19 protein-coding genes, 2 tRNA genes, 3 rRNA genes and 1 riboswitch are annotated in these 23,886 nt (G+C 41.7%); of the genes, 12 read left to right on the forward strand and 12 right to left on the reverse strand.

Annotation, left to right across the window (positions count from 1 at the left end; all coding sequences use genetic code 11):
• Nucleotides 1-86: 86 nt before the first annotated feature.
• On the forward strand, nt 87-1,016 hold the full coding sequence (metA, locus tag GTH24_RS18300; RefSeq protein WP_072070953.1) for a homoserine O-acetyltransferase MetA: 930 nt from the start codon (nt 87-89) through the stop codon (nt 1,014-1,016).
• Nucleotides 1,017-1,071: 55 nt separating this feature from the next.
• Here the strand turns inward: metA and GTH24_RS18305 are convergent, their stop codons facing one another.
• Complete coding sequence (locus GTH24_RS18305; RefSeq protein WP_072070947.1) at nt 1,072-2,175, reverse strand: glycerol dehydrogenase; 1,104 nt, start codon at nt 2,173-2,175, stop codon at nt 1,072-1,074.
• Between the two features lie 252 nt (nt 2,176-2,427).
• On the opposite strand from GTH24_RS18305, the gene GTH24_RS18310 reads away from it, so the two are divergent.
• Nucleotides 2,428-3,072, forward strand: coding sequence for an epoxyqueuosine reductase QueH (locus GTH24_RS18310; protein WP_072070948.1), 645 nt, complete (start codon nt 2,428-2,430; stop codon nt 3,070-3,072).
• A gap of 133 nt (nt 3,073-3,205) precedes the next feature.
• Entirely contained in the window at nt 3,206-3,742 is a 537-nt protein-coding gene (gene idi / locus GTH24_RS18315; RefSeq protein ID WP_164526805.1) for an isopentenyl-diphosphate Delta-isomerase, read from the forward strand.
• Between the two features lie 165 nt (nt 3,743-3,907).
• Here idi and rrf read toward each other — a convergent pair.
• The 5 genes from rrf to GTH24_RS18340 form a co-directional block, all read right to left on the reverse strand.
• Nucleotides 3,908-4,023 (reverse strand): 5S ribosomal RNA (gene rrf / locus GTH24_RS18320).
• 115 nt (nt 4,024-4,138) lie between these two features.
• A 23S ribosomal RNA gene (locus GTH24_RS18325) occupies nt 4,139-7,041 on the reverse strand.
• A 338-nt stretch (nt 7,042-7,379) separates the two neighbouring features.
• Nucleotides 7,380-7,455 (reverse strand) — tRNA-Ala (locus GTH24_RS18330).
• A 136-nt stretch (nt 7,456-7,591) separates the two neighbouring features.
• Nucleotides 7,592-7,668, reverse strand: a tRNA-Ile gene (locus GTH24_RS18335).
• Nucleotides 7,669-7,739: 71 nt separating this feature from the next.
• Nucleotides 7,740-9,282, reverse strand: a 16S ribosomal RNA gene (locus GTH24_RS18340).
• The 16S, 23S and 5S rRNA genes sit together here with 2 tRNA genes alongside, the layout of an rRNA operon.
• Before the next feature lie 616 nt (nt 9,283-9,898).
• On the opposite strand from GTH24_RS18340, the gene purH reads away from it, so the two are divergent.
• Nucleotides 9,899-11,488: a bifunctional phosphoribosylaminoimidazolecarboxamide formyltransferase/IMP cyclohydrolase gene (gene purH / locus GTH24_RS18345; RefSeq protein ID WP_072071053.1), complete on the forward strand. Its 1,590-nt coding sequence runs from the start codon at nt 9,899-9,901 to the stop codon at nt 11,486-11,488.
• Nucleotides 11,489-11,500: 12 nt separating this feature from the next.
• A complete protein-coding gene (gene purD / locus GTH24_RS18350; RefSeq protein ID WP_115351154.1) occupies nt 11,501-12,790 on the forward strand; it encodes a phosphoribosylamine--glycine ligase in 1,290 nt (429 codons plus the stop codon).
• Between the two features lie 27 nt (nt 12,791-12,817).
• On the opposite strand, the gene GTH24_RS18355 is transcribed toward purD, so the two are convergent.
• The 6 genes from GTH24_RS18355 to nudC form a co-directional block, all read right to left on the reverse strand.
• On the reverse strand, nt 12,818-13,480 hold the full coding sequence (locus GTH24_RS18355) for a DUF1481 domain-containing protein (RefSeq protein ID WP_241253995.1): 663 nt from the start codon (nt 13,478-13,480) through the stop codon (nt 12,818-12,820).
• A gap of 44 nt (nt 13,481-13,524) precedes the next feature.
• Nucleotides 13,525-13,797 (reverse strand): HU family DNA-binding protein, encoded by a 273-nt coding sequence (locus GTH24_RS18360; RefSeq protein ID WP_004246922.1) that lies wholly within the window; start codon nt 13,795-13,797, stop codon nt 13,525-13,527.
• A 190-nt stretch (nt 13,798-13,987) separates the two neighbouring features.
• The gene (locus tag GTH24_RS18365) at nt 13,988-14,578 is read right to left on the reverse strand and encodes a YjaG family protein (RefSeq protein ID WP_072071056.1); all 591 of its coding nucleotides are present in this window, start codon (nt 14,576-14,578) and stop codon (nt 13,988-13,990) included.
• A gap of 74 nt (nt 14,579-14,652) precedes the next feature.
• On the reverse strand, nt 14,653-15,321 hold the full coding sequence (gene nfi, locus GTH24_RS18370) for a deoxyribonuclease V (RefSeq protein WP_072071057.1): 669 nt from the start codon (nt 15,319-15,321) through the stop codon (nt 14,653-14,655).
• Complete coding sequence (gene hemE, locus GTH24_RS18375) at nt 15,314-16,387, reverse strand: uroporphyrinogen decarboxylase (RefSeq protein ID WP_115351152.1); 1,074 nt, start codon at nt 16,385-16,387, stop codon at nt 15,314-15,316. Before hemE ends, nfi begins: the two co-directional genes overlap by 8 nt.
• A gap of 88 nt (nt 16,388-16,475) precedes the next feature.
• Nucleotides 16,476-17,261 carry an NAD(+) diphosphatase gene (gene nudC, locus GTH24_RS18380; protein ID WP_072071058.1) on the reverse strand — a complete coding sequence of 262 codons (786 nt, stop codon included), beginning with the start codon at nt 17,259-17,261 and terminating at the stop codon, nt 16,476-16,478.
• 147 nt (nt 17,262-17,408) lie between these two features.
• On the opposite strand from nudC, the gene GTH24_RS18385 reads away from it, so the two are divergent.
• The 7 genes from GTH24_RS18385 to thiH all read left to right on the forward strand — a co-directional run bounded on the left by GTH24_RS18385 (nt 17,409) and on the right by thiH (nt 23,797).
• Complete coding sequence (locus GTH24_RS18385; protein ID WP_072071059.1) at nt 17,409-18,089, forward strand: HAD family hydrolase; 681 nt, start codon at nt 17,409-17,411, stop codon at nt 18,087-18,089.
• Between the two features lie 44 nt (nt 18,090-18,133).
• Nucleotides 18,134-18,256, forward strand: a riboswitch (TPP riboswitch).
• A gap of 130 nt (nt 18,257-18,386) precedes the next feature.
• Nucleotides 18,387-20,339 (forward strand): phosphomethylpyrimidine synthase ThiC, encoded by a 1,953-nt coding sequence (thiC, locus tag GTH24_RS18390; RefSeq protein ID WP_164526807.1) that lies wholly within the window; start codon nt 18,387-18,389, stop codon nt 20,337-20,339.
• Nucleotides 20,323-20,970, forward strand: a complete 648-nt coding sequence (gene thiE / locus GTH24_RS18395) for a thiamine phosphate synthase (protein WP_072071060.1) — start codon at nt 20,323-20,325, stop codon at nt 20,968-20,970. Before thiC ends, thiE begins: the two co-directional genes overlap by 17 nt.
• Complete coding sequence (locus GTH24_RS18400; protein ID WP_164526808.1) at nt 20,964-21,713, forward strand: HesA/MoeB/ThiF family protein; 750 nt, start codon at nt 20,964-20,966, stop codon at nt 21,711-21,713. Before thiE ends, GTH24_RS18400 begins: the two co-directional genes overlap by 7 nt.
• Nucleotides 21,710-21,910, forward strand: coding sequence for a sulfur carrier protein ThiS (gene thiS / locus GTH24_RS18405; RefSeq protein WP_072071062.1), 201 nt, complete (start codon nt 21,710-21,712; stop codon nt 21,908-21,910). The genes GTH24_RS18400 and thiS overlap by 4 nt, the downstream gene beginning before the upstream one ends.
• A gap of 1 nt (nt 21,911) precedes the next feature.
• Complete coding sequence (locus tag GTH24_RS18410; protein WP_164526809.1) at nt 21,912-22,679, forward strand: thiazole synthase; 768 nt, start codon at nt 21,912-21,914, stop codon at nt 22,677-22,679.
• Nucleotides 22,679-23,797 carry a 2-iminoacetate synthase ThiH gene (gene thiH, locus GTH24_RS18415; protein ID WP_164526810.1) on the forward strand — a complete coding sequence of 373 codons (1,119 nt, stop codon included), beginning with the start codon at nt 22,679-22,681 and terminating at the stop codon, nt 23,795-23,797. Before GTH24_RS18410 ends, thiH begins: the two co-directional genes overlap by 1 nt.
• Nucleotides 23,798-23,886 lie beyond the last annotated feature (89 nt).

The raw sequence follows: 23,886 nt of genomic DNA on the forward strand, positions 1-23,886 counted from the left end.
ACACAACATGAAGACCTCGACATTCAAAAAGTTATTAGCTAAATTTAGGCTTCTAGATGTCTAGATGTTTTTTAGAGGTTATTGAAATGCCAATTAGAGTACCCGATGAGCTACCCGCAGTCAGTTGTTTACAAAAAGAGAATGTCTTCGTCATGACATCCAGTAGAGCAAGTATTCAAGATATTCGCCCTTTAAAAGTGCTTATCCTTAATTTAATGCCAAAGAAAATAGAAACAGAAAACCAATTTCTGCGGTTGCTTTCTAATAGCCCTCTGCAAATTGATATTCAATTATTACGTATTGATTCTCGTATCCCTAAAAATACGCCTGTAGAGCATCTCGATACTTTCTATTGCGATTTTGACCAAATTAAAGAACAAAACTTTGATGGTCTTATTGTTACAGGGGCGCCATTAGGATTAGTCGAATTTGAAGATGTGGCTTATTGGGGTGAAATTAAGGAAATTATTACATGGGCTAAAGAGCATGTCACTTCAACGCTTTTTATTTGCTGGGCAGCTCAAGCTGGGTTAAATATTTTATATGGATTACCAAAATATACGCTAGAACAAAAAATTTCAGGAGTATATCGTCATAGCACTTGCTCGCCTCTTTCATTATTAACTCGCGGATTTGACGAGACTTTTTTTGCACCTCATTCTCGTTACGCTGGGTTTCCTATCGATTTTATTCAACATAATACTGATTTAGAGATCCTTGCGACTTCAGAAGAAGCAGGCGCTTATTTGTTTGCATCAAAAGATAAAAGAGTCGTCTTTGCAACAGGGCATCCAGAATACGATCCCAATACACTAGCAGATGAATATCATCGCGATGTAAAAGCAGGACTAGATCCTCAATTACCAGAAAATTATTTTCCTAATAATGATCCAAGTAAAAAACCTATTGCTTCTTGGCGTAGTCATGGCCATTTATTGTTTGCAAACTGGTTGAATTACTATGTTTATCAGATAACACCGTTCGATCTTGCTCATATGAATCCAACTTTAGATTAAAGAAAAACCCCAAAATCAATTTGGGGTTTAAGATAATCATTTACCAAGCTAAGAATTATTTATAGCGATGAGCCAATGCATTAGCAGCAATCATTGCATTATAAACATCGTCTTCAGTGACTTTCATTGGCATATTACCCATGGTATCACCTTCAGCACAGGCAATTTTCGCCACGGTACGCCATTCGCTTTCAATGAATTCTTTCATACCCATATCTTCAAGTGTCAGTGGTAATTCTGCCGCTTTAATAATACGGATCACTTCATCAATTTCTTCTTGTGGTGCGTTTTCTAATACTAATTGTGTTAGTAAACCAAAGACAACTTTCTCACCATGTTGAACGCGATGTAAAGACTCAACTGCAGACATACCATTGTTGACCGCATGAGCAGCGGCTAATCCGCCAGCTTCGGCACCAACACCACTAAGATAAATTGTTGCTTCAATAGTTTGTTCTAATGCAGGTGTAGTAATTTTATGACGGATAGCATCCATTGCTTTATCAATGTTTTCACTTAACATCTCAAAACATAATTGTGCTAAACCGAGGCCTGTACGTGATGGGCGTTGATTGACTAAGTTTAAACCGTCTGCTTGATAGCAAGCACGTGCTTCAAAGTAAGTTGCTAGAGCATCACCAACACCTGCTGAGAAAAAACGTTGTGGAGCAGAGGCAATAATCGCCGTGTCTGCAATAACAACATCCGGGTTTTGTGGTAAAAATAAATATTTATCAAATTCACCATTTTCTTTGTATAACACAGAAAGTGCAGTGCAAGGTGCGTCAGTAGAGGCAATTGTAGGGAATAAAATAACAGGAATATGTTGATAGTAAGCAACCGCTTTAGACACGTCTAATGTCTTTCCGCCCCCAATACCAATAATAACGTTAGCTTTATTCTTAACCGCAATTTGGCCAAGGCGATTAACTTCAGCTTCAGTACATTCGTAATTAAATTTTTCAACAATCGCTTCAATTTTATTTTCTTTTAGAGAAGGAAGTGCTTCTTTAGTTACTTTTTCTAAGAAAAATTCATCACTAATAATAAAAGCATTATCACCAAAATCTTTAACGTATTTACCAACGGAAGCAAGAAGTTGGCTACCAATAAAGAATTTTTTTGGGGAGGTTACAGAACGAGGTAATATAGACGACATAACTAAATTCCTTTATTTTAGATTTTGCTATAAACAATAGCAGAATTAGTATTTCATCTTACCTCTCATCAGAATATGAATCTAGTAAACTCTCTGATAGATATTACCTTATATATTGATATTTCCTTATTTAAAGTCATATAAAACAAATGGTTATTTTTAAATAATTTTGAAATAGCAGATTAATTACGTATTTATATCTATAATATAAGCATTGTTTTATAACTAAAATAACGCAGTTTAGGATCATCAATGACACTTATACGAGAAAAACTGACATTACCTGCAAATGCCAATAAACTCTTATTACACTCTTGTTGTGCCCCTTGTTCTGGTGAAGTCATGGAAGCATTACAAGCTTCAGGCATTGAATATACAATCTTTTTTTACAACCCCAATATTCATCCTCAAAAAGAGTATTTAATTCGTAAAGAGGAAAATATCCGTTTTGCTAAGAAACATAATATTCCTTTTGTTGATGCCGATTATGATACTGACAATTGGTTTGAAAGAGCTAAGGGAATGGAAAAAGAACCTGAACGTGGTATCCGATGCACAATGTGTTTTGATATGCGTTTTGAAAGAACTGCTCTTTATGCCGCTGAAAATGGTTTTTCTGTTATTTCAAGTTCACTTGGGATCTCTCGGTGGAAAGATATGAAACAGATAAATAGTTGTGGGGAAAGAGCAGTAGCACCTTATCCAAATATAGTTTATTGGGATTATAATTGGCGTAAAAAAGGTGGCTCAGCCAGAATGATAGAAATAAGTAAAAGAGAACGGTTCTACCAACAAGAATATTGCGGATGTATTTATTCGTTAAGAGATACAAATAAATATCGTAAATCACAAGGTCGAGAACTTATTAAGATTGGTGTTCAATATTATACTGCTTAGATCTTTTTTCCTTTTATTCTAGGCATTACAAACGTGATGCCATAAAAAGGACAACACAATAAATCGTTATTTGATATACAGACATGCTATATTCACGCTATAACAACATATTATTTTATTAAGGTGATTTCTTGTGGAAGACGCTGTTATTCTCGTAGATAAAAATGATAATGAGCTGGGAACGATGCCAAAGCTTGAAGCTCATATTGTAGGCGCCTTACATAGAGCCTTTTCAATATTTATTTTTAATTCAAAGCGGCAATTACTTATTCAACAACGTGCAATATCTAAATATCACTCTGGTGGTTTATGGGCAAACACTTGTTGTAGTCATCCGCTTCCAAACGAATTAGTTTCAAATGCTATTCATCGCCGTTTAGATGAAGAATTAGGCATGAAATGTGATATGCAATCTATTGGAACTATTCTGTATAACGAGAAAGTGACAGATGATCTGATAGAACATGAATTTGATCATCTATTTCTTGGGTTTAGTGACGAATTACCACTGAGTAATCCAGATGAAGTGATGAATTATCGCTGGATCTCTCTCGATTCTCTTTATCAAGATATTGAAGAGAACGCACAAAATTACAGTGTTTGGTTTCGTTATATATTAAATCGGATGGGAATTGAGCAATTGTCTCGTTGGGGACAAGGCATTATTTAGCAATTATCTTATTAATGCTCTAAATAAAATAAGCGACTCATATCTTTAGTCTTTTTTCTATATAGTCACTATTAAATTCAATTAATTAGCGATTAATGTATGAGTTACAAAACCCCAAACGCAAAAAAGCCAACCCATTGGGTTGGCTTTCTCGTCTTATTTAATGCCTGGCAGTTCCCTACTCTCACATGGGGAGACCCCACACTACCATCGGCGCTACAACGTTTCACTTCTGAGTTCGGCATGGGATCAGGTGGGGCCGCTGCGCTATGGCCGCCAAGCAAATTCGGTTTATTACCCGCTTCCTTCCTTTCAGTCAGTCGCCAGTAATGTCAATCTTAAACAAGCTTACTTCATCTACTGTCTGTCTCTCAGACAAAACACCTTCGGTGTTGTCAGGTTAAGCCTCACGGTTCATTAGTACTGGTTAGCTCAACGTATCGCTACGCTTACACACCCAGCCTATCAACGTCTTAGTCTTAAACGTTCCTTTAGGTCACTCAAGGTGACAGGGAAGACTCATCTCGAGGCAAGTTTCCCGCTTAGATGCTTTCAGCGGTTATCTCTTCCGCACTTAGCTACCGGGCAATGCCATTGGCATGACAACCCGAACACCAGTGGTGCGTTCACTCCGGTCCTCTCGTACTAGGAGCAACCCCTCTCAATCTTCCAACGCCCACGGCAGATAGGGACCGAACTGTCTCACGACGTTCTAAACCCAGCTCGCGTACCACTTTAAATGGCGAACAGCCATACCCTTGGGACCTACTTCAGCCCCAGGATGTGATGAGCCGACATCGAGGTGCCAAACACCGCCGTCGATATGAACTCTTGGGCGGTATCAGCCTGTTATCCCCGGAGTACCTTTTATCCGTTGAGCGATGGCCCTTCCATTCAGAACCACCGGATCACTAAGACCTACTTTCGTACCTGCTCGAGCCGTCACTCTCACAGTCAAGCTGGCTTATGCCTTTGCACTAACCGCATGATGTCCGACCATGCTTAGCCAACCTTCGTGCTCCTCCGTTACTCTTTAGGAGGAGACCGCCCCAGTCAAACTACCCACCAGACACGGTCCCCGATCCAGATTATGGACCTAGGTTAGAACATCAAACGTTAAAGGGTGGTATTTCAAGGTTGACTCCATGCAGACTGGCGTCCACACTTCAAAGTCTCCCACCTATCCTACACATCAAGGCTCAATGTTCAGTGTCAAGCTATAGTAAAGGTTCACGGGGTCTTTCCGTCTTGCCGCGGGTACACTGCATCTTCACAGCGAGTTCAATTTCACTGAGTCTCGGGTGGAGACAGCCTGGCCATCATTACGCCATTCGTGCAGGTCGGAACTTACCCGACAAGGAATTTCGCTACCTTAGGACCGTTATAGTTACGGCCGCCGTTTACTGGGGCTTCGATCAAGAGCTTCTCCTTACGGATAACCCCATCAATTAACCTTCCAGCACCGGGCAGGCGTCACACCGTATACGTCCACTTTCGTGTTTGCACAGTGCTGTGTTTTTAATAAACAGTTGCAGCCAGCTGGTATCTTCGACTGGCTTCGGCTCCGTCCGCGAGGGACTTCACTTACCGCCAGCGTGCCTTCTCCCGAAGTTACGGCACCATTTTGCCTAGTTCCTTCACCCGAGTTCTCTCAAGCGCCTGAGTATTCTCTACCTGACCACCTGTGTCGGTTTGGGGTACGATTGTTGGTAACCTGAAGCTTAGAGGCTTTTCCTGGAAGCAGGGCATCAATTGCTTCACCACCTTAGTGGCTCGTCATCACACCTCAGCATTAAGTGACCGGATTTGCCTAATCACTCTGCCTACATGCTTGAACCGGGACGACCGTCGCCCGGACAACCTAGCCTTCTCCGTTCCCCCATCGCAGTTACCACCAGTACGGGAATATTAACCCGTTTCCCATCGACTACGCTTTTCAGCCTCGCCTTAGGGGTCGACTCACCCTGCCCCGATTAACGTTGGACAGGAACCCTTGGTCTTCCGGCGTGCGGGTTTTTCACCCGCATTATCGTTACTTATGTCAGCATTCGCACTTCTGATACCTCCAGCATACCTCACAGTACACCTTCGCAGGCTTACAGAACGCTCCCCTACCCAACAACACATAGTGTCGCTGCCGCAGCTTCGGTGCATGGTTTAGCCCCGTTACATCTTCCGCGCGGGCCGACTCGACCAGTGAGCTATTACGCTTTCTTTAAATGATGGCTGCTTCTAAGCCAACATCCTGGCTGTCTGAGCCTTCCCACTTCGTTTCCCACTTAACCATGACTTTGGGACCTTAGCTGGCGGTCTGGGTTGTTTCCCTCTTCACGACGGACGTTAGCACCCGCCGTGTGTCTCCCGTGATAACATTCTTCGGTATTCGCAGTTTGCATCGAGTTGGTAAGTCGGGATGACCCCCTAGTCGAAACAGTGCTCTACCCCCGAAGATGAGTTCACGAGGCGCTACCTAAATAGCTTTCGGGGAGAACCAGCTATCTCCCGGTTTGATTGGCCTTTCACCCCCATCCACAAGTCATCCGCTAATTTTTCAACATTAGTCGGTTCGGTCCTCCAGTTAGTGTTACCCAACCTTCAACCTGCCCATGGATAGATCACCGGGTTTCGGGTCTATACCCTGCAACTCATTCGCCCAGTTAAGACTCGGTTTCCCTACGGCTCCCCTATACGGTTAACCTTGCTACAGAATATAAGTCGCTGACCCATTATACAAAAGGTACGCAGTCACCCCATAAAGAGGCTCCTACTGCTTGTACGTACACGGTTTCAGGTTCTTTTTCACTCCCCTCGCCGGGGTTCTTTTCGCCTTTCCCTCACGGTACTGGTTCACTATCGGTCAATCAGGAGTATTTAGCCTTGGAGGATGGTCCCCCCATATTCAGACAGGATAACACGTGTCCCGCCCTACTCATCGAGTTCACAATAACAGCATCTTCAGATACGGGGCTATCACCCTTTACTGCCGGACTTTCCAGACCGTTCTCCTGATGCTGCTATTGATTAAGACTCTGGGCTGTTCCCCGTTCGCTCGCCGCTACTAGGGGAATCTCGGTTGATTTCTTTTCCTCGGGGTACTGAGATGTTTCAGTTCTCCCGGTTCGCTTCATGACACTATGTATTCACGTCATGATAATATCCATTGGATATTGGGTTTCCCCATTCGGAAATCGTCGGGTATAACGGTTCATATCACCTTACCGACGCTTATCGCAGATTAGCACGTCCTTCATCGCCTCTGATTGCCTAGGCATCCACCGTGTACGCTTATTCGCTTAACCTCACAACCCGAAGATGTTTCTCTCGAAGACGACTTTAAAGGTCATGGCTACACAAGCATCAATTCGTTGTTGGGCAGTGCTCGTAATGCTCACATACTTGAGTATGCTCCGCTTACTGCGCGCTGTCCGCCTAGAATTGCTGTTGTTCGCTCATGACACTCGCCTTGGAGTATCACAGATTCAAAGTTTGAGATTTTGAGAGACTCATCAATATACCTCGGTGATATATTGATTTGTTTTCAATTTTTCAGCTTGTTCCAGATTGTTAAAGAGCAAAATAATTCGCAGTATACTATTGCTAATATACTCTGAATTATTATTTTATATTCAAGAGATTATGGTGGAGCTAAGCGGGATCGAACCGCTGACCTCCTGCGTGCAAGGCAGGCGCTCTCCCAGCTGAGCTATAGCCCCATAATGCATTCTTAATACCCGTATAACCACTCCTTTTCTTCTTTATAGAAAGAAGCTTTTTCTTTAGGCAAGGCGTGGAGTCACGAAGTTTACTTTAAGTAAACGAGTGATTTCACAACGCAGCATAAAGGAAAAGTGGTAGGCCTGAGTGGACTTGAACCACCGACCTCACCCTTATCAGGGGTGCGCTCTAACCACCTGAGCTACAAGCCTATACCGGTATTTCTGCTCGTTCTTCATCAGACAATCTGTGTGAGCACTGCACATAACACGTATCTTTTAGGTAAGGAGGTGATCCAACCGCAGGTTCCCCTACGGTTACCTTGTTACGACTTCACCCCAGTCATGAATCACAAAGTGGTAAGCGCCCTCCCGAAGGTTAAGCTACCTACTTCTTTTGCAACCCACTCCCATGGTGTGACGGGCGGTGTGTACAAGGCCCGGGAACGTATTCACCGTAGCATTCTGATCTACGATTACTAGCGATTCCGACTTCATGGAGTCGAGTTGCAGACTCCAATCCGGACTACGACAGACTTTATGAGTTCCGCTTGCTCTCGCGAGGTCGCTTCTCTTTGTATCTGCCATTGTAGCACGTGTGTAGCCCTACTCGTAAGGGCCATGATGACTTGACGTCATCCCCACCTTCCTCCGGTTTATCACCGGCAGTCTCCTTTGAGTTCCCGCCATCACGCGCTGGCAACAAAGGATAAGGGTTGCGCTCGTTGCGGGACTTAACCCAACATTTCACAACACGAGCTGACGACAGCCATGCAGCACCTGTCTCAGAGTTCCCGAAGGCACTCCTCTATCTCTAAAGGATTCTCTGGATGTCAAGAGTAGGTAAGGTTCTTCGCGTTGCATCGAATTAAACCACATGCTCCACCGCTTGTGCGGGCCCCCGTCAATTCATTTGAGTTTTAACCTTGCGGCCGTACTCCCCAGGCGGTCGATTTAACGCGTTAGCTCCAGAAGCCACGGTTCAAGACCACAACCTCTAAATCGACATCGTTTACAGCGTGGACTACCAGGGTATCTAATCCTGTTTGCTCCCCACGCTTTCGCACCTGAGCGTCAGTCTTTGTCCAGGGGGCCGCCTTCGCCACCGGTATTCCTCCACATCTCTACGCATTTCACCGCTACACGTGGAATTCTACCCCCCTCTACAAGACTCTAGCCAACCAGTTTCAGATGCAATTCCCAAGTTAAGCTCGGGGCTTTCACATCTGACTTAATTGACCGCCTGCGTGCGCTTTACGCCCAGTAATTCCGATTAACGCTTGCACCCTCCGTATTACCGCGGCTGCTGGCACGGAGTTAGCCGGTGCTTCTTCTGCGGGTAACGTCAATTGATAAAGGTATTAACTTTATCACCTTCCTCCCCGCTGAAAGTACTTTACAACCCTAAGGCCTTCTTCATACACGCGGCATGGCTGCATCAGGCTTGCGCCCATTGTGCAATATTCCCCACTGCTGCCTCCCGTAGGAGTCTGGGCCGTGTCTCAGTCCCAGTGTGGCTGATCATCCTCTCAGACCAGCTAGAGATCGTCGCCTAGGTGAGCCATTACCTCACCTACTAGCTAATCCCATATGGGTTCATCCGATAGCGCAAGGTCCGAAGAGCCCCTGCTTTGGTCCGTAGACGTCATGCGGTATTAGCCACCGTTTCCAGTAGTTATCCCCCTCTATCGGGCAGATCCCCATACATTACTCACCCGTCCGCCGCTCGTCAGCAAGAAAGCAAGCTTTCTCCTGTTACCGCTCGACTTGCATGTGTTAGGCCTGCCGCCAGCGTTCAATCTGAGCCATGATCAAACTCTTCAATTAAAAGTGTTTGATGCTCAAAGAAATCGAAAACTTAGCTATTCATAAATGAATTTACTTTTGTTGTTCACTCTTCAAGACTTGATACATCTAATATTTTAGAAGATATCGTCTCTGCGAGTGCCCACACAGATTGTCTGATAATTTGTTAAAGAGCAGTGCAACAGTCGCTGCCGTTTCCGGTCTTCTGCGTTGTTGCGAGGAGGTGCATTCTACATCTTCCTCATTCAGTGTCAAGCGTTTATTTTCAAGGCTTTTCACTTTTTTCTTTGTTCTCTCGGCTAACTCACTTAGCGCGGTTTACCGTGACAACGAGGACGCATTATAGGGAGTTTTCTGAGGCTGGCAATAGTTTTTTTAAGAAAAAAAATCGTTTGATTAATTCCACAGCAAAACCCCTACTTATACGCACTTATCAACAATTTTATCCACAGAGTGTCTTTTTACATAAAATTAGCATGTCAAACGCAAACGTTTGCGTTATTATAGCGAACGATTTAGTAAGATTGATTTTGTGTTTAACTTCTGAAATGTTAGTTAGGCAAACACAATTTCACTGTATTAATGTGTTTTAACTTCACCATTACTACCGTTATACCAAACCCAAGGGATAAAACTCATGCAACATCTTCGTCCTATCCGCCGTGCACTTTTAAGTGTGTCTGATAAAGCAGGTATTTTAGAATTCGCAAAAGCACTTGCTGAAAGGAATGTAGAACTCTTATCAACCGGTGGAACTGCACGTCTATTAGCAGAAGCTGGCTTACCGGTTACTGAAGTATCCGATTATACCGGTTTTCCAGAAATGATGGATGGTAGAGTGAAAACACTGCATCCCAAAGTACATGGTGGAATCTTAGGTCGTCGCGGGCAAGACGATGCAATAATGGAAGAACATGAGATCCGTCCTATCGATATGGTCGTAGTGAATCTTTATCCTTTTGCCAAAACAGTTGCTCGCCCAAATTGCTCATTAGCAGATGCAGTGGAGAATATCGATATTGGTGGACCTACCATGGTTCGCTCAGCAGCAAAAAACCATAAAGATGTTACCATTGTTGTTAATTGTAATGACTATGAAAGAGTGATTGAAGAAATGGATAATCACGAAAATAGTCTTACTTTAGATACACGTTTTGATTTAGCAATTAAAGCCTTTGAGCACACTGCTGCTTACGACGGAATGATTGCAAACTACTTTGGTCAGAAAGTCGCTCCTTATTATGGTGACACTTCACAACCTTCAGGTACATTCCCTCGTACTCTAAATCTGAACTATATAAAGAAACAAGATATGCGTTATGGCGAAAATGCGCATCAACAAGCTGCTTTCTATATAGAAGAGCATATAGAAGAAGCGTCTATTGCGACTGCAAACCAATTACAAGGCAAAGCGCTTTCTTATAACAACATTGCAGATACAGATGCCGCATTAGAATGTGTAAAATCTTTTTCCGAGCCAGCATGTGTTATCGTGAAACATGCAAACCCTTGTGGTGTTGCTATTGCGAATACGCTCGCACAAGCATACGACCATGCATTTAAAACCGATCCCACTTCTGCATTTGGCGGTATTATCGCTTTCAATCGTCCACTAGATGTAAAAACAGCAAGTGCAATCATCGAACGACAATTTGTCGAAGTGATAATTGCTCCTTCTATTAATGAAGATGCTTTACCTATTTTAGCAACTAAACCTAATGTTCGGGTATTAGCCTGTGGTCAATGGCAAGAAGCAAAACCTGCTTTTGACTTCAAACGAGTCAACGGTGGGCTTTTAGTGCAAGATCGTGATTTAGGCATGGTTAAAGAAGAAAACTTAAGAGTAGTTACTCAACGCCAGCCAAGTGAACGCGAAATGAAAGATGCGCTGTTTTGCTGGAAAGTAGCAAAATTCGTAAAATCAAATGCCATTGTTTACGCTAAAAATGATATGACAGTCGGTATTGGCGCAGGACAAATGAGCCGGGTGTATTCTGCAAAAATTGCTGGCATAAAAGCTGCTGATGAAGGTTTAGAAGTTGCTGGTTGCGCGATGGCATCAGATGCATTCTTCCCATTTAGAGATGGCATTGATGCGGCAGCACTTGCCGGCGTAACTTGCGTTATTCAACCTGGTGGTTCAATTCGTGATGATGAAGTGATTGCCGCTGCCAATGAACACAACATCGCAATGATTTTCACCAATATGCGCCACTTCCGTCATTAATAGGGTATTGATATGAAGATTTTGATTATTGGTAATGGTGGTCGTGAACATGCTTTAGCTTGGAAAGTGGTTCAATCGCCGCTTTCCACACAGGTCTTTGTTGCACCAGGTAATGCAGGAACGGCTCTAGAACAAGGTGTACAAAATGTAGCAATCGGTGCTACTGATATTCCAGCATTAGTCACCTTTGCGCTTGAGAATAAAATTGATTTAACAATTGTGGGTCCTGAAGCACCACTCGTTATTGGTGTTGTTGATGCATTTAAAGATGCGGGATTAACCATTTTTGGTCCTACACAAGGTGCTGCACAGCTCGAAGGATCTAAAGCCTTTACTAAAGACTTCTTAGCTCGCCATAAAATTCCAACTGCGGATTATCAAAACTTTACTGAAATAGCCCCTGCGCTGGAATATTTACATAAGATGGGTGCACCTATTGTTATTAAAGCTGATGGCTTAGCTGCAGGTAAAGGTGTGATCGTCGCCATGACGCTAGAAGAAGCAGAAGTGGCAATTAGGGATATGCTAGCAGGCAATGTCTTTGGGGATGCAGGACATCGTATTGTTATTGAAGAGTTTCTTGATGGTGAAGAAGCGAGTTTTATTGTCATGGTGGATGGTGAAAATGTTATCCCTATGGCAACAAGCCAAGATCATAAACGTGTTGGCGATGGCGATACGGGGCCTAACACTGGTGGTATGGGCGCGTATTCACCGGCACCTGTCGTCACCAATGAGATCCACCAGCAAGTGATGGAAAAAATTATTTATCCAACGGTAAAAGGTATGGCTGCTGAAGGCCATCGTTATCAGGGTTTTCTTTATGCCGGATTGATGATTGATAAACAAGGTGTTGCAAAAGTTATCGAGTTTAATTGCCGCTTTGGTGATCCTGAAACACAACCAATTATGATGCGTATGCAGTCAGATTTAGTTGAACTCTGTTTAGCGGGTGCTAATGGTAATTTAAAAGGGAAAGATTCTATTTGGGATCCTCGCCCTGCTTTAGGTATCGTCATTGCCGCAGGTGGTTATCCTAATGATTATCATCAAGGTGATGTGATTGAAGGTTTGAGCACAACATCATCAACAACTGCTAAAGTTTTTCAGGCTGGAACAACTCTGAATAATAAAGGTGAAGTAATCACCGCTGGCGGAAGAGTTTTATGTGCGACGGCGTTAGGTGATGATATCGAGCAAGCGCAAAAAAATGCTTATGCTTTAGCAAAAGGTATTCATTGGAATGGCGCTTTTTATCGTCATGATATTGGTTATCGTGCAATTGCGCGTTTAAATAAGTAAGTGACTAAATACAGCAGAAGGGAGTGATCACAAGCTCTCTTTTGTTGGCTCCCATTTACAGAAATCATGGTCGGCTACCATAAGCAACTGTTTACCTTCTGGTGAATCAAGCCAAGCAACATAAGAAGGCTTACTTAAATTACGTGTTCTCGTTTTTAACCAGTGTTGCTCTGGATCTTCGAATGAAACACTCACTTTCTCACCAGCACATGTTGTCATTGTATTTTGATACCAAACACCTTGTACTAAGTTTACTTTTCCAATAGCAAGCGCTTCACTGATTTCACGCTCTTTACTTGCAGCAAACACCATTCTTAAACGCTCATCTTCTGTTAATGCTCGTTTTTGCTTCTGGCTTTCCTGTTGCATGAAAATGACTTCACCGCGTTTATTTAAACGAAGGTGCCAAGATGAGGGATCATTTTGATTGACCACTTCAGAGCGGACTTGCCAAAGCTTATTTTGGCGATACTCATAGAATGTGATGATTGTTTCTGGCTTTTTATAAAAGCTATAAACGCTCATGATCACTTGAGGCTCTGACATTTTATTATTTAAACGCCAGAGTCGCACAACACCTTCATCTGCAATATATCCTGTTGCAGAAAATTCTGGGAGTTGCACTGTCGAGGAGCAGGCGCTGAGCAAAAAAGCCGATCCTATTGCTAACAGCCCCTGTCGTTTCAACAAAAGGGGAGTAAATCCCCCTCTATTGTTCATTCCGTTCAAAGGAATTATTTTACTGCGTCTTTCAGTGCTTTACCGGCAGTAAATGCAGGAACATTAGCTGCTGCAATTTTAATTTCTTTACCAGTTTGAGGGTTACGACCAGTACGCTCAGCACGGTGATTTACCTTGAATGTACCGAAACCAACTAACTGTACAGAATCGCCTTCTTTCAGAGCTCCTGTTACTGAGTCGATAAACGCTTCAATAGCAGCTTTTGCCTGAGTTTTTGTCAGATCCGCTTTTTCAGCAACTGATTCGGTTAATTCAGCTTTGTTCATAAAATAGTCCTTAAAGTATGTTTTATCGTTTGAAAAACATCTGGTGAAAAAACTTAACTTATCTTTTTAAGAAGATGAATTAAGTAAAACACCTGAGCCACTTCTTTTCGTACCCAATGTAGAACATACACGGGGGTGATGTGAAGTCTTTAAACGTCGCTTTTCAAGCACCAAATCACGTTTTTCTGATTTAGTGCGTTAATTCTATACCGATATTGCTCATTCCTGCTTCACGAAGGTCTGCACGTAGACCTTTAATCAGCTCGATATCTCTTTCTTCACACTCTACAAGTAGACGGTAAATTTCCCATTGGATATCGAATTCTTCAATAACAACAGGCAGTGATCTTAGCTCTTCTTCGCTCATTTCTCTTTCAGCTTGTGTCATTTCAAGTGAAGCAACCGTCCCTACTGATAATTTGCTGACTTCAATAGCATGACTTAGCGATTCACCGCTTAAACGAGAGTGAACAACTTCACTCAAGGCGACACAGGCATCAATCGCCGGATAGACACCGTAAATATCAAATTGAGATGCGTCAGGAATAGCTTCTTCTAATTTCTCTAATTGAGAATCAAAATTCACTTTTGCATCTTTCACCGTTAAAGTTTCCCAAACCAGATCGAGAATACGGCGATAAAGCGTTGGATCAGCAAATCCTGTTTCGCGACAAAATACCTGATAATTTGGGTACATTCGCTCACACAGGCACGCCATAAACGTCAGGTGTTGCCAAGCTTCTAGCTTTTCTAAACGTAAATGGATTGGGTTCTTCAACATTCGTGATTACTCATTTTCTTAACTTAGGCGCAGTTTACCTGAAAATTAAAAATATCCACATATTTCCCGGTCATTTAGAGCTTATTCTTATTCAACTGCTCAAATAATCGTCTATTTGAAGCAATACCATCAGCCCAACGCGTTGGTTCTGGCAATCGATACCCTTTCATACATAACTCAACCCACTGCAAAGCGCCTTCCATACTCACTTTATGACCCGGAGAAATATACAGGGGTTTACATTTTTTCTTACTGCGATAAATCCATCCTATTTGCTCATTCTTATCCATTAATGGCTCATAGCTTCCCATCTCTTCATTAACCGCTCGATCAGTACCACATAAACGACTTTTTGCTACGCCAATAGTAGGCGTGTCCACTAATAAACCAAAATGACTGGCAACACCGAGCCTTCTAGGATGAGCAATACCTTGCCCATCTACAAAAATAAGAGAAGGTTTCTGTTTGATTAATTGCCAAGCAGACAGTAACGCTGGGCACTCTCTAAATGAAAGTAAACCTGGGATGTAAGGAAGATTTGTAGGTATTCGCGCGATTTGATATTCAAGAATTTCAAAAGAAGGGTAATGCATTATCACGATGGCAGCGCGAGTAACTGCGCCACCATCTTCAAAACCAACATCAGCGCCAGCAATATAAGTAGGCATTGTAAATTGGTCTGTCAAAATAATTTGTTGAGCTTTTTCTGTCTGCTCTTGACGTAATTGTGAGGTATTAATCATTATCCTGATGATAAGGCTTCGATAAACGGTGAACCGCATCAATAAATGCACCAGCATGCTCTGGTGGAACATCTTGATGAATACCGTGCCCAAGATTAAAGACATGACCGTTGCCTTTACCAAACCCAGCAAGAATAGTTTCGACTTCTTGCTCTATTCTGGCTGGCGGCGCATACAGCATAGAAGGATCCATATTACCTTGTAAGGCGACTTTATCCCCTACTCGACGACGTGCATCTTCGATATCTATCGTCCAATCTAGCCCTAATGCATCACAACCTGTTGCTGCCATTGCTTCTAACCAACGACCGCCACCTTTGGTAAATAAGGTTACAGGAACTTTTCTTCCATCGTATTCGCGAATAAGACCATCAACAATCTTATGCATGTAGTGTAATGAAAAAAGTTGGTAATCACGCCCTGTTAGTACACCACCCCATGTATCAAAGATCATGATAGATTGTGCACCCGCTTTAATTTGAGCATTCAGATAAAGGATAACGCTATCTGCGAGTTTATCCAGTAATAGATGTAGTGCTTGAGGCTCTGCATACATCATTTTTTTTATTTTTGTGAAGGCCTTACTACTTCCACCTTCCACCATATAGGTTGCTAGTGTCCAAGGACTTCCCGAAAAACCGATTAATGGCACACTACCTTGCAATGCATGACGAATTGCACGTACTGCATTCATTACATAACCAAGTTCGTCTTCGGGATCAGGAATTGGCAGTTTTTGAATATCGGTAAGGTTATTTATTGGGGATTTAAAACGAGGTCCTTCACCAGTTTCAAAGTAAAGACCTAGTCCCATTGCATCAGGAATAGTTAAAATATCAGAAAATAAAATAGCGGCATCTAAAGGGAAGCGTCTTAAAGGCTGTAATGTTACTTCACATGCCAATTCTGTATTTTTGCACAATGAGATGAAATCCCCCGCCTGTGCCCGTGTTTCCTTATATTCAGGAAGATATCTGCCTGCCTGACGCATCATCCAAACTGGGGTGACATCAACAGGTTGGCGCAACAGCGCACGTAAATAGCGGTCGTTTTTCAACTCACTCATGACTAACTCCATTAACAGTAATAGGGCCGCAAAATAGCATGCATTGTAACATGCTGGAAAAATAACTGTTGGCTGACAACGCCTTTATTTAGTTCTTTTCTTTATCTTGTCTAATATTCGCTATCGTATCTTCTATCAAGCGTCGCGCAATAGTATCTGGAGGTGGGATCTGTGGTAGCTGATCGTAACGATACCAGGCCGCACTGGTTAATTCAGAAGGATCATGGCGCAACTCGCCTCCATCGTAGTCAGCCAAAAAACCCATCATTAAAGAATGAGGGAATGGCCAAGGTTGAGATGATACGTAGCGAATATTACGAATATGAATATTACTTTCTTCAAACACTTCCCGAGCGACGGCTTCTTCTAAGGTTTCACCAACCTCCACAAAACCAGCGAGCACAGTATAAAGAGGGGAATGTTTATGCCTAACATGATGTGCGAGTAAAATCTTATCTTCATGCCGGATCCCTACAATAATACAAGGGGCAATTTGTGGGTAATAACGTTCATGGCAGTTATCACATAAGCAAGCCCATTCGCTCTCACTATGGCGCATTTTAGAACCACAATAGCCACAAAAACGATGTGAACGATAAAACTCTGCTAACTGAACACCGCGACCCACGAGTTTAAATAAATTCTCATCTTGTGAGGCGATAAGCCTTGGCGAACACATATCGTTATCCATTTTTCCATGAATAAGCCAAACAGTTTCCCCCTGCCACTCACCAACAATTTTGGCCTGTTGACCAACTAAATCCCAATCCTTTGCAAAACCAAAAGGAAGTTCACCTTTCGGTAACCACACTCGCCCACCAAGACTGACTGTCCACCAGCCTTTCTCTGATCCCGCTAACGTATATAAATGCATAATGATAAATCTATCCAAAATAATGATATAAAATTAAGGATACTCTCTTTAGTAAGACCCACTCAATGTATTATGATTATTCTCTCTAATTTATTAACATTCAAAAAGGATTTTCATAAACTTTACTTATGTTAAAGGAATGCTGGAATGACAGATAAAACCAAAAATAAAATTGCGATTTTTGATTTAGATGAAACGCTTTTAGCTGGTGATTCTAGTCGTTTATGGACACGTTATTTATGGGATAAAAAAATAGTCACCGATCCTCATTTTCTAAAACTAGATGAACAGATGATTGCGGATTATTACGCTGAAAAACTAGATATAAATCAATATCTTTATCAACATTTATCTTACTTTAAAAATCATAATATAAACGAAATAAATCATTGGGTTAATGACTTTACTGAAACAAAAATTCAGCCATTACTTTACCCTGAAGGAATGTCAATAATTACACAATATCGACAGAAAAATATTCCTGTTATAATTATTTCAGCAACAATGTCTTTTCTCGTTCATGCTATTGCAAAACAACTCAATGCAGATATTTCAATGGGCATTGATATGCAAATTAAAGATAATTATTACACTGGATATATTGAAGGTATACCTACATTTCGAGAAGGAAAGGTTGATCATCTAAATCGGTGGAAAGAAGTCAATAACATTAATAATGCTTATATTTATTTCTACACTGACTCTATTAATGACCTTCCATTGTGTTATCAAGCTGATAACGTCACAGTTATCAATCCAGATCAACAATTAGCTCAAATTTCACAAATGAAAAACTGGAAACAGCAACATTGGGATTTAAATAAATAACCCATATCGGACTTGTAGTTTTCAAAATCTTTCATATACTGGACTTCTTCTTGTCGGAGTGCCTAGTGTTTATAAGGCTATTATAAACACAGGCTGAGACCGTTAATTCGGGATCCGCGGAACCTGATCGGGTTAATACCCGCGAAGGGAACAAGAGTGATTCGACCTTTTGATAGCTTCATCCCGTATATTTTTTATACGCCTATCTGTCGATACTCCCTGCGACCTCCAGACAAGCATTTTTCTCAATATTCACCCAACAGGCTACAGCCTGCATGATATTTATTAGGAAATGCTATGTCCAAAAATCAAACTTTATCTGTTAAAGATATTACGCCAACCGCCAATAAACAGCGTCCAAGAAAAGCACAGCGAGATGCGGCTCAGGAGTTTATTAGTACTATTCAAGGGATTAGTTTTCCCAATTCAAAACGTATTTACCTTGAAGGCTCTCGTACCGATATTCAAGTACCAATGCGTGAGATCCAGCTTGATAAAACATTGATAGGCGGATCAAAAGAAAACCCTATTTTTGAAGATAATGAACCTGTTCCGGTATATGACACTTCTGGCCCTTATGGCGATCCAGCTTCTCAACTCGACGTTAATCTTGGATTAAAAAAAATTCGCCAATCATGGATTGATGAGCGTAATGATACCGAAGCACTTTCACTCTTAAGCTCTGATTTCACACAACAACGTCTTTCTGATGCCGGATTAGAGCATCTACGTTTTCCGTTAAAACCCAACCCTAAAAAAGCCCTAAAGAGTAAAAGTGTGACGCAATTGCATTATGCTCGAAAAGGTATAATCACACCTGAAATGGAGTTTATTGCTATTCGTGAAAATATGGGGCGTGAACGTATTCGAAGCAAAGTATTACGCCAACAACACGCAGGCTTTAGCTTTGGTGCTCATCTCCCTGACAATATTACTCCTGAATTTGTACGCCAAGAAGTTGCAGCTGGTCGAGCCATTATTCCCGCCAATATAAATCACCCAGAATCAGAACCGATGATTATTGGTCGTAATTTCTTAGTGAAAGTGAATGCCAATATCGGAAATTCTTCTGTAACGTCTTCGATTGAAGAAGAAGTTGAAAAGCTAATTTGGTCTACACGTTGGGGGGCAGATACCGTAATGGATCTCTCAACAGGCCGTTACATTCATGAAACGCGTGAGTGGATCATTCGCAATAGCCCTGTTCCTATCGGCACAGTTCCAATCTATCAAGCACTTGAGAAAGTTAACGGTATTGCAGAAGATCTCACTTGGGAAATGTTCCGCGATACTTTACTTGAACAAGCAGAGCAAGGTGTTGATTATTTTACTATTCATGCAGGTGTATTGTTACGTTATGTTCCCATGACCGCAAAACGCCTAACGGGTATTGTCTCTCGTGGTGGTTCGATAATGGCGAAATGGTGTCTATCACATCACAAAGAAAATTTCCTCTACGAACATTTCCGTGAAATCTGCGAAATCTGTACTGCTTATGATGTTTCTCTTTCACTGGGTGATGGGTTAAGGCCAGGTTCGATCCAAGATGCAAACGATGAAGCACAATTTGCTGAGTTACATACTTTAGGTGAACTAACAAAAATTGCATGGGAATATGACGTGCAAGTCATGATTGAAGGCCCCGGTCACGTTCCAATGCAGATGATACGTCGCAATATGACAGAAGAGCTAGAGCATTGTCATGAAGCTCCCTTTTATACATTAGGTCCTCTCACAACAGATATTGCACCGGGTTACGATCATTTTACTTCAGGTATTGGTGCAGCAATGATTGGCTGGTTTGGTTGTGCAATGCTCTGTTATGTCACCCCGAAAGAACACCTAGGTTTACCAAATAAAGACGATGTAAAACAAGGCTTAATTACTTATAAAATTGCGGCTCATGCTGCCGATTTAGCCAAAGGGCATCCTGGTGCTCAAATCCGTGATAATGCTATGTCAAAAGCGCGTTTTGAATTTAGATGGGAAGATCAATTCAATTTAGCACTTGATCCTGAAACAGCACGCCAATATCACGATGAAACCCTTCCTCAAGCATCAGGAAAAGTGGCTCACTTTTGCTCAATGTGTGGCCCTAAATTCTGTTCAATGAAGATAACGCAAGAAGTACGTGATTATGCGGCAGGTATGGAACAAATGTCTCAGGCCTTTAAAGAGCATGGGAATGAGCTATACCACAGCGCCGAAATCACTCGTGTTGAGGTGACTGAAAATGAACAAATCCTCTAATACACCTTTTGCATCAACAGAAAAAAAACTTGGGCTTTACCCCGTTGTTGATTCTATTGAATGGATAGAACGTCTATTGAAAACAGGCGTTACCACTCTTCAGTTGCGTATAAAAGATAAACAGCCCAAAGACGTTGAAAAAGAGATTATCGAAGCAATAAAACTAGGCAAACAATATCACGCAAGACTGTTTATCAATGATTATTGGCAACTCGCCATTAATCATCAGGCTTATGGTGTTCATCTTGGTCAAGAAGATCTTGATGTTGCTGATCTTGGTGCCATTAAACAAGCTGGATTACGGCTGGGTATTTCTACTCACGACGAAGCTGAATTACAAAGAGCAAAGATGTTGCGCCCATCTTACATCGCATTAGGGCATATATTTCCAACCACAACGAAAGATATGCCATCTAAACCACAAGGTTTGAAGGCGCTCAAACATCAAGTAGAACAGACACCTGATTTTCCCACTGTTGCTATTGGTGGGATCTCGCTAGAGAGAGTCTCTGATGTGGTTGCAACAGGCGTAGGGAGTGTTGCTTTAGTCAGTGCAATAACAAAAGCATCTGATTGGCAAAAAGTAACTCGTAAATTATTAGAATTAGTTGAAGGAAAATCGTCATGCTAAATGATAATGATTTTATGCGTTATAGCCGACAAGTGATGTTAGAAGATATTGGTATCGAGGGCCAAAACAAACTTCAACAAGCAAAGGTACTGATTGTCGGGCTTGGTGGGTTAGGCTCTCCAGCATCAATGTATCTCGCGGGGGCAGGTATTGGTGAGCTTATTTTAGTTGATGATGATGAATTACATATTTCTAATCTACAGCGCCAAATTCTTTATCGCACTCAAGATATCCCTGATGCGAAATCAGAGGTTGCAAAGCAGGCTTTGCTTGCCTTAAACCCGGATATAAAAGTGACTTCTTATAAACAACGTATTAATGATGATTCATTACTTAAATTAGTTAAAGAAGTTGATTTAGTTTTAGATTGCACAGATAACATGCTTACACGCCAAGCCATTAATCGTGCGTGTGTTGCACAACAAATTCCACTTATTAGTGGTAGTGCCGTTGGGTTTAGTGGCCAACTTATGGTGTTTGAACCTCCTTTTATTCATGGTTGTTATCACTGTCTTTATCCTGATGAAACTGAATCACAACGAAACTGTAAAACAGCCGGAATTCTAGGCCCTGTTGTGGGTGTTATTGGCACACTTCAGGCACTTGAAGCTATTAAGCTACTCTCTGATTTACCTAGTTCTCTAAGTGGAAAACTACGCCTTTTCGATGGTAGAAAACAAAATTGGAGCACTTTACGCTTAACATCATCAACAACATGTCCTGTTTGTCGAGGGTTAGCATGAACATTACCGTAAATGACGAACAATATTCTCTGGATATGCCTGTCACTATTAGTCAGCTCCTTATTCAGTTAGAACAGCCACCTATAGGTGTGGCACTTGCCATCAATGAAACCATTGTTCCCCGTGAAAATTGGGAAACACATTTTATTAACGATGGCGATACTATTCTTCTCTTTCAAGCAATTGCGGGGGGCTGATATGTTAAAAATTGCTGATACCACATTCACATCTAGGCTTTTTACAGGCACAGGAAAATTTGCAACACCAACGTTAATGACAGAAGCCATTAAGGCTTCGGGCAGCCAACTTGTAACAATGGCAATGAAACGAGTCGATTTAAAAAAGGGAAATGATGATTTAATCGCGCCACTCAAGTCATTAGGCATAAAATTATTACCCAATACATCCGGGGCAAAAACAGCACAAGAAGCAGTTTTTGCAGCGCGATTAGCTAAAGAGGCTTTTGGTACAAATTGGGTTAAATTAGAAATTCATCCTGATACTAAATATTTATTACCTGATCCTATTGAAACTCTTAAAGCTGCTGACATTCTTGTGAAAGAAGGTTTTGTTGTTTTGCCCTACTGCAGTGCTGATCCTGTTTTATGTCGTCGTTTAGAAGACGTTGGCTGCGCTGCAGTAATGCCTTTGGGCTCTCCTATTGGCTCTAATCAAGGCTTACAAACTCGTGATTTTCTACGAATTATCGTCGAACAAGCCTCTATTCCTGTTGTTGTTGATGCAGGTATTGGCGCACCAAGTCATGCTCTTGAAGCTTTAGAGTTAGGTGCAGACGCGGTATTAGTTAATACAGCTATTGCAGTCTCTAAAAATCCAATTTTAATGGCCCAAGCATTTAAAACAGCGCTGGATGCTGGCGAGCTCGCCAGAAACTCGGGATTAGCAACTGCCAATACACAAGCACAAGCTTCTAGTCCATTAACCCAATATTTAGGGGCGCTCTAATGGACACTTTTTCTGATTATTGGCAACAACTGGATTGGGATGACATTACATTAAGACTCAATAGTAAAACCCATGCAGATGTTGAAGCTGCATTAAATCGTCACACTCTCACTCTTGATGATTTTATGGCACTAATTTCGCCAGCAGGTAGATACTATTTAGAACCAATGGCGCAACGAGCTCAACAACTCACGCGACAACGTTTCGGCAATGTTGTGGGGTTGTATGTTCCACTTTACCTTTCTAATTTATGTACTAATGATTGTACTTATTGTGGTTTTTCAATGAGTAATGCCATTAAACGTAAAACATTGAATGAAAGTGAGATCATTGCCGAATGTAATAGCATCCGCCAATTAGGGTTTGATAGCCTGCTATTAGTAACCGGTGAGCATCAAAGAAAAGTGGGTATGGATTATTTTCGCCAATATATTCCCCTTATTCGAGAAAATTTCAGTTCATTAATGATGGAAGTTCAGCCTCTTGCAACAGAAGAATATGCCGAGTTAAAAACACTCGGTATTGATGGTGTCATGGTTTATCAAGAAACCTATCATGAACCTACTTATCAGCTTCATCATCTAAAGGGCAAAAAACAGGATTTTCATTGGCGATTACAAACGCCAGATAGATTAGGGCAAGCTGGAATTGATAAAATTGGTTTAGGTGCATTGATTGGTCTTTCAAGCCAGTGGCGTAGCGATTGTTATATGGTGGCAGAACATCTCTTATTTTTACAAAAGCGCTATTGGAAAAGTCGCTATTCAATCTCTTTTCCTCGTTTACGCCCTTGTGCTGGTGGACTAAGTCCCGCATCAGTAATGAGTGAAGCGGAATTAGTTCAATTGATCTGTGCTTTTCGTATTTTGGCACCTGATGTTGAGCTTTCACTTTCAACCCGCGAATCTCCGTATTTTCGTGATAATACAGTACCATTAGCGATAAATAACATTAGTGCGGGTTCTAAAACTCAACCTGGTGGGTATTCTGATAGTCATGAAGAATTAGAACAATTCTCTCCTAATGATAATCGCCATGTTAATGATGTGATTAATGCATTAAAAGAACGAGGATTACAACCCGTATGGAAAGATTGGGATAATTACTTGGGCCGTTAATTAAAATTTAAACAATATAAAACCGCCTTTAGTTTATTTAATTAAAAATAATAAAGGCGGTTTTTATTACATAATTCAATAGAAGTGAT

It is taken from the genome of Proteus vulgaris (assembly GCF_011045815.1).
Lineage (GTDB): Bacteria > Pseudomonadota > Gammaproteobacteria > Enterobacterales > Enterobacteriaceae > Proteus > Proteus vulgaris_B.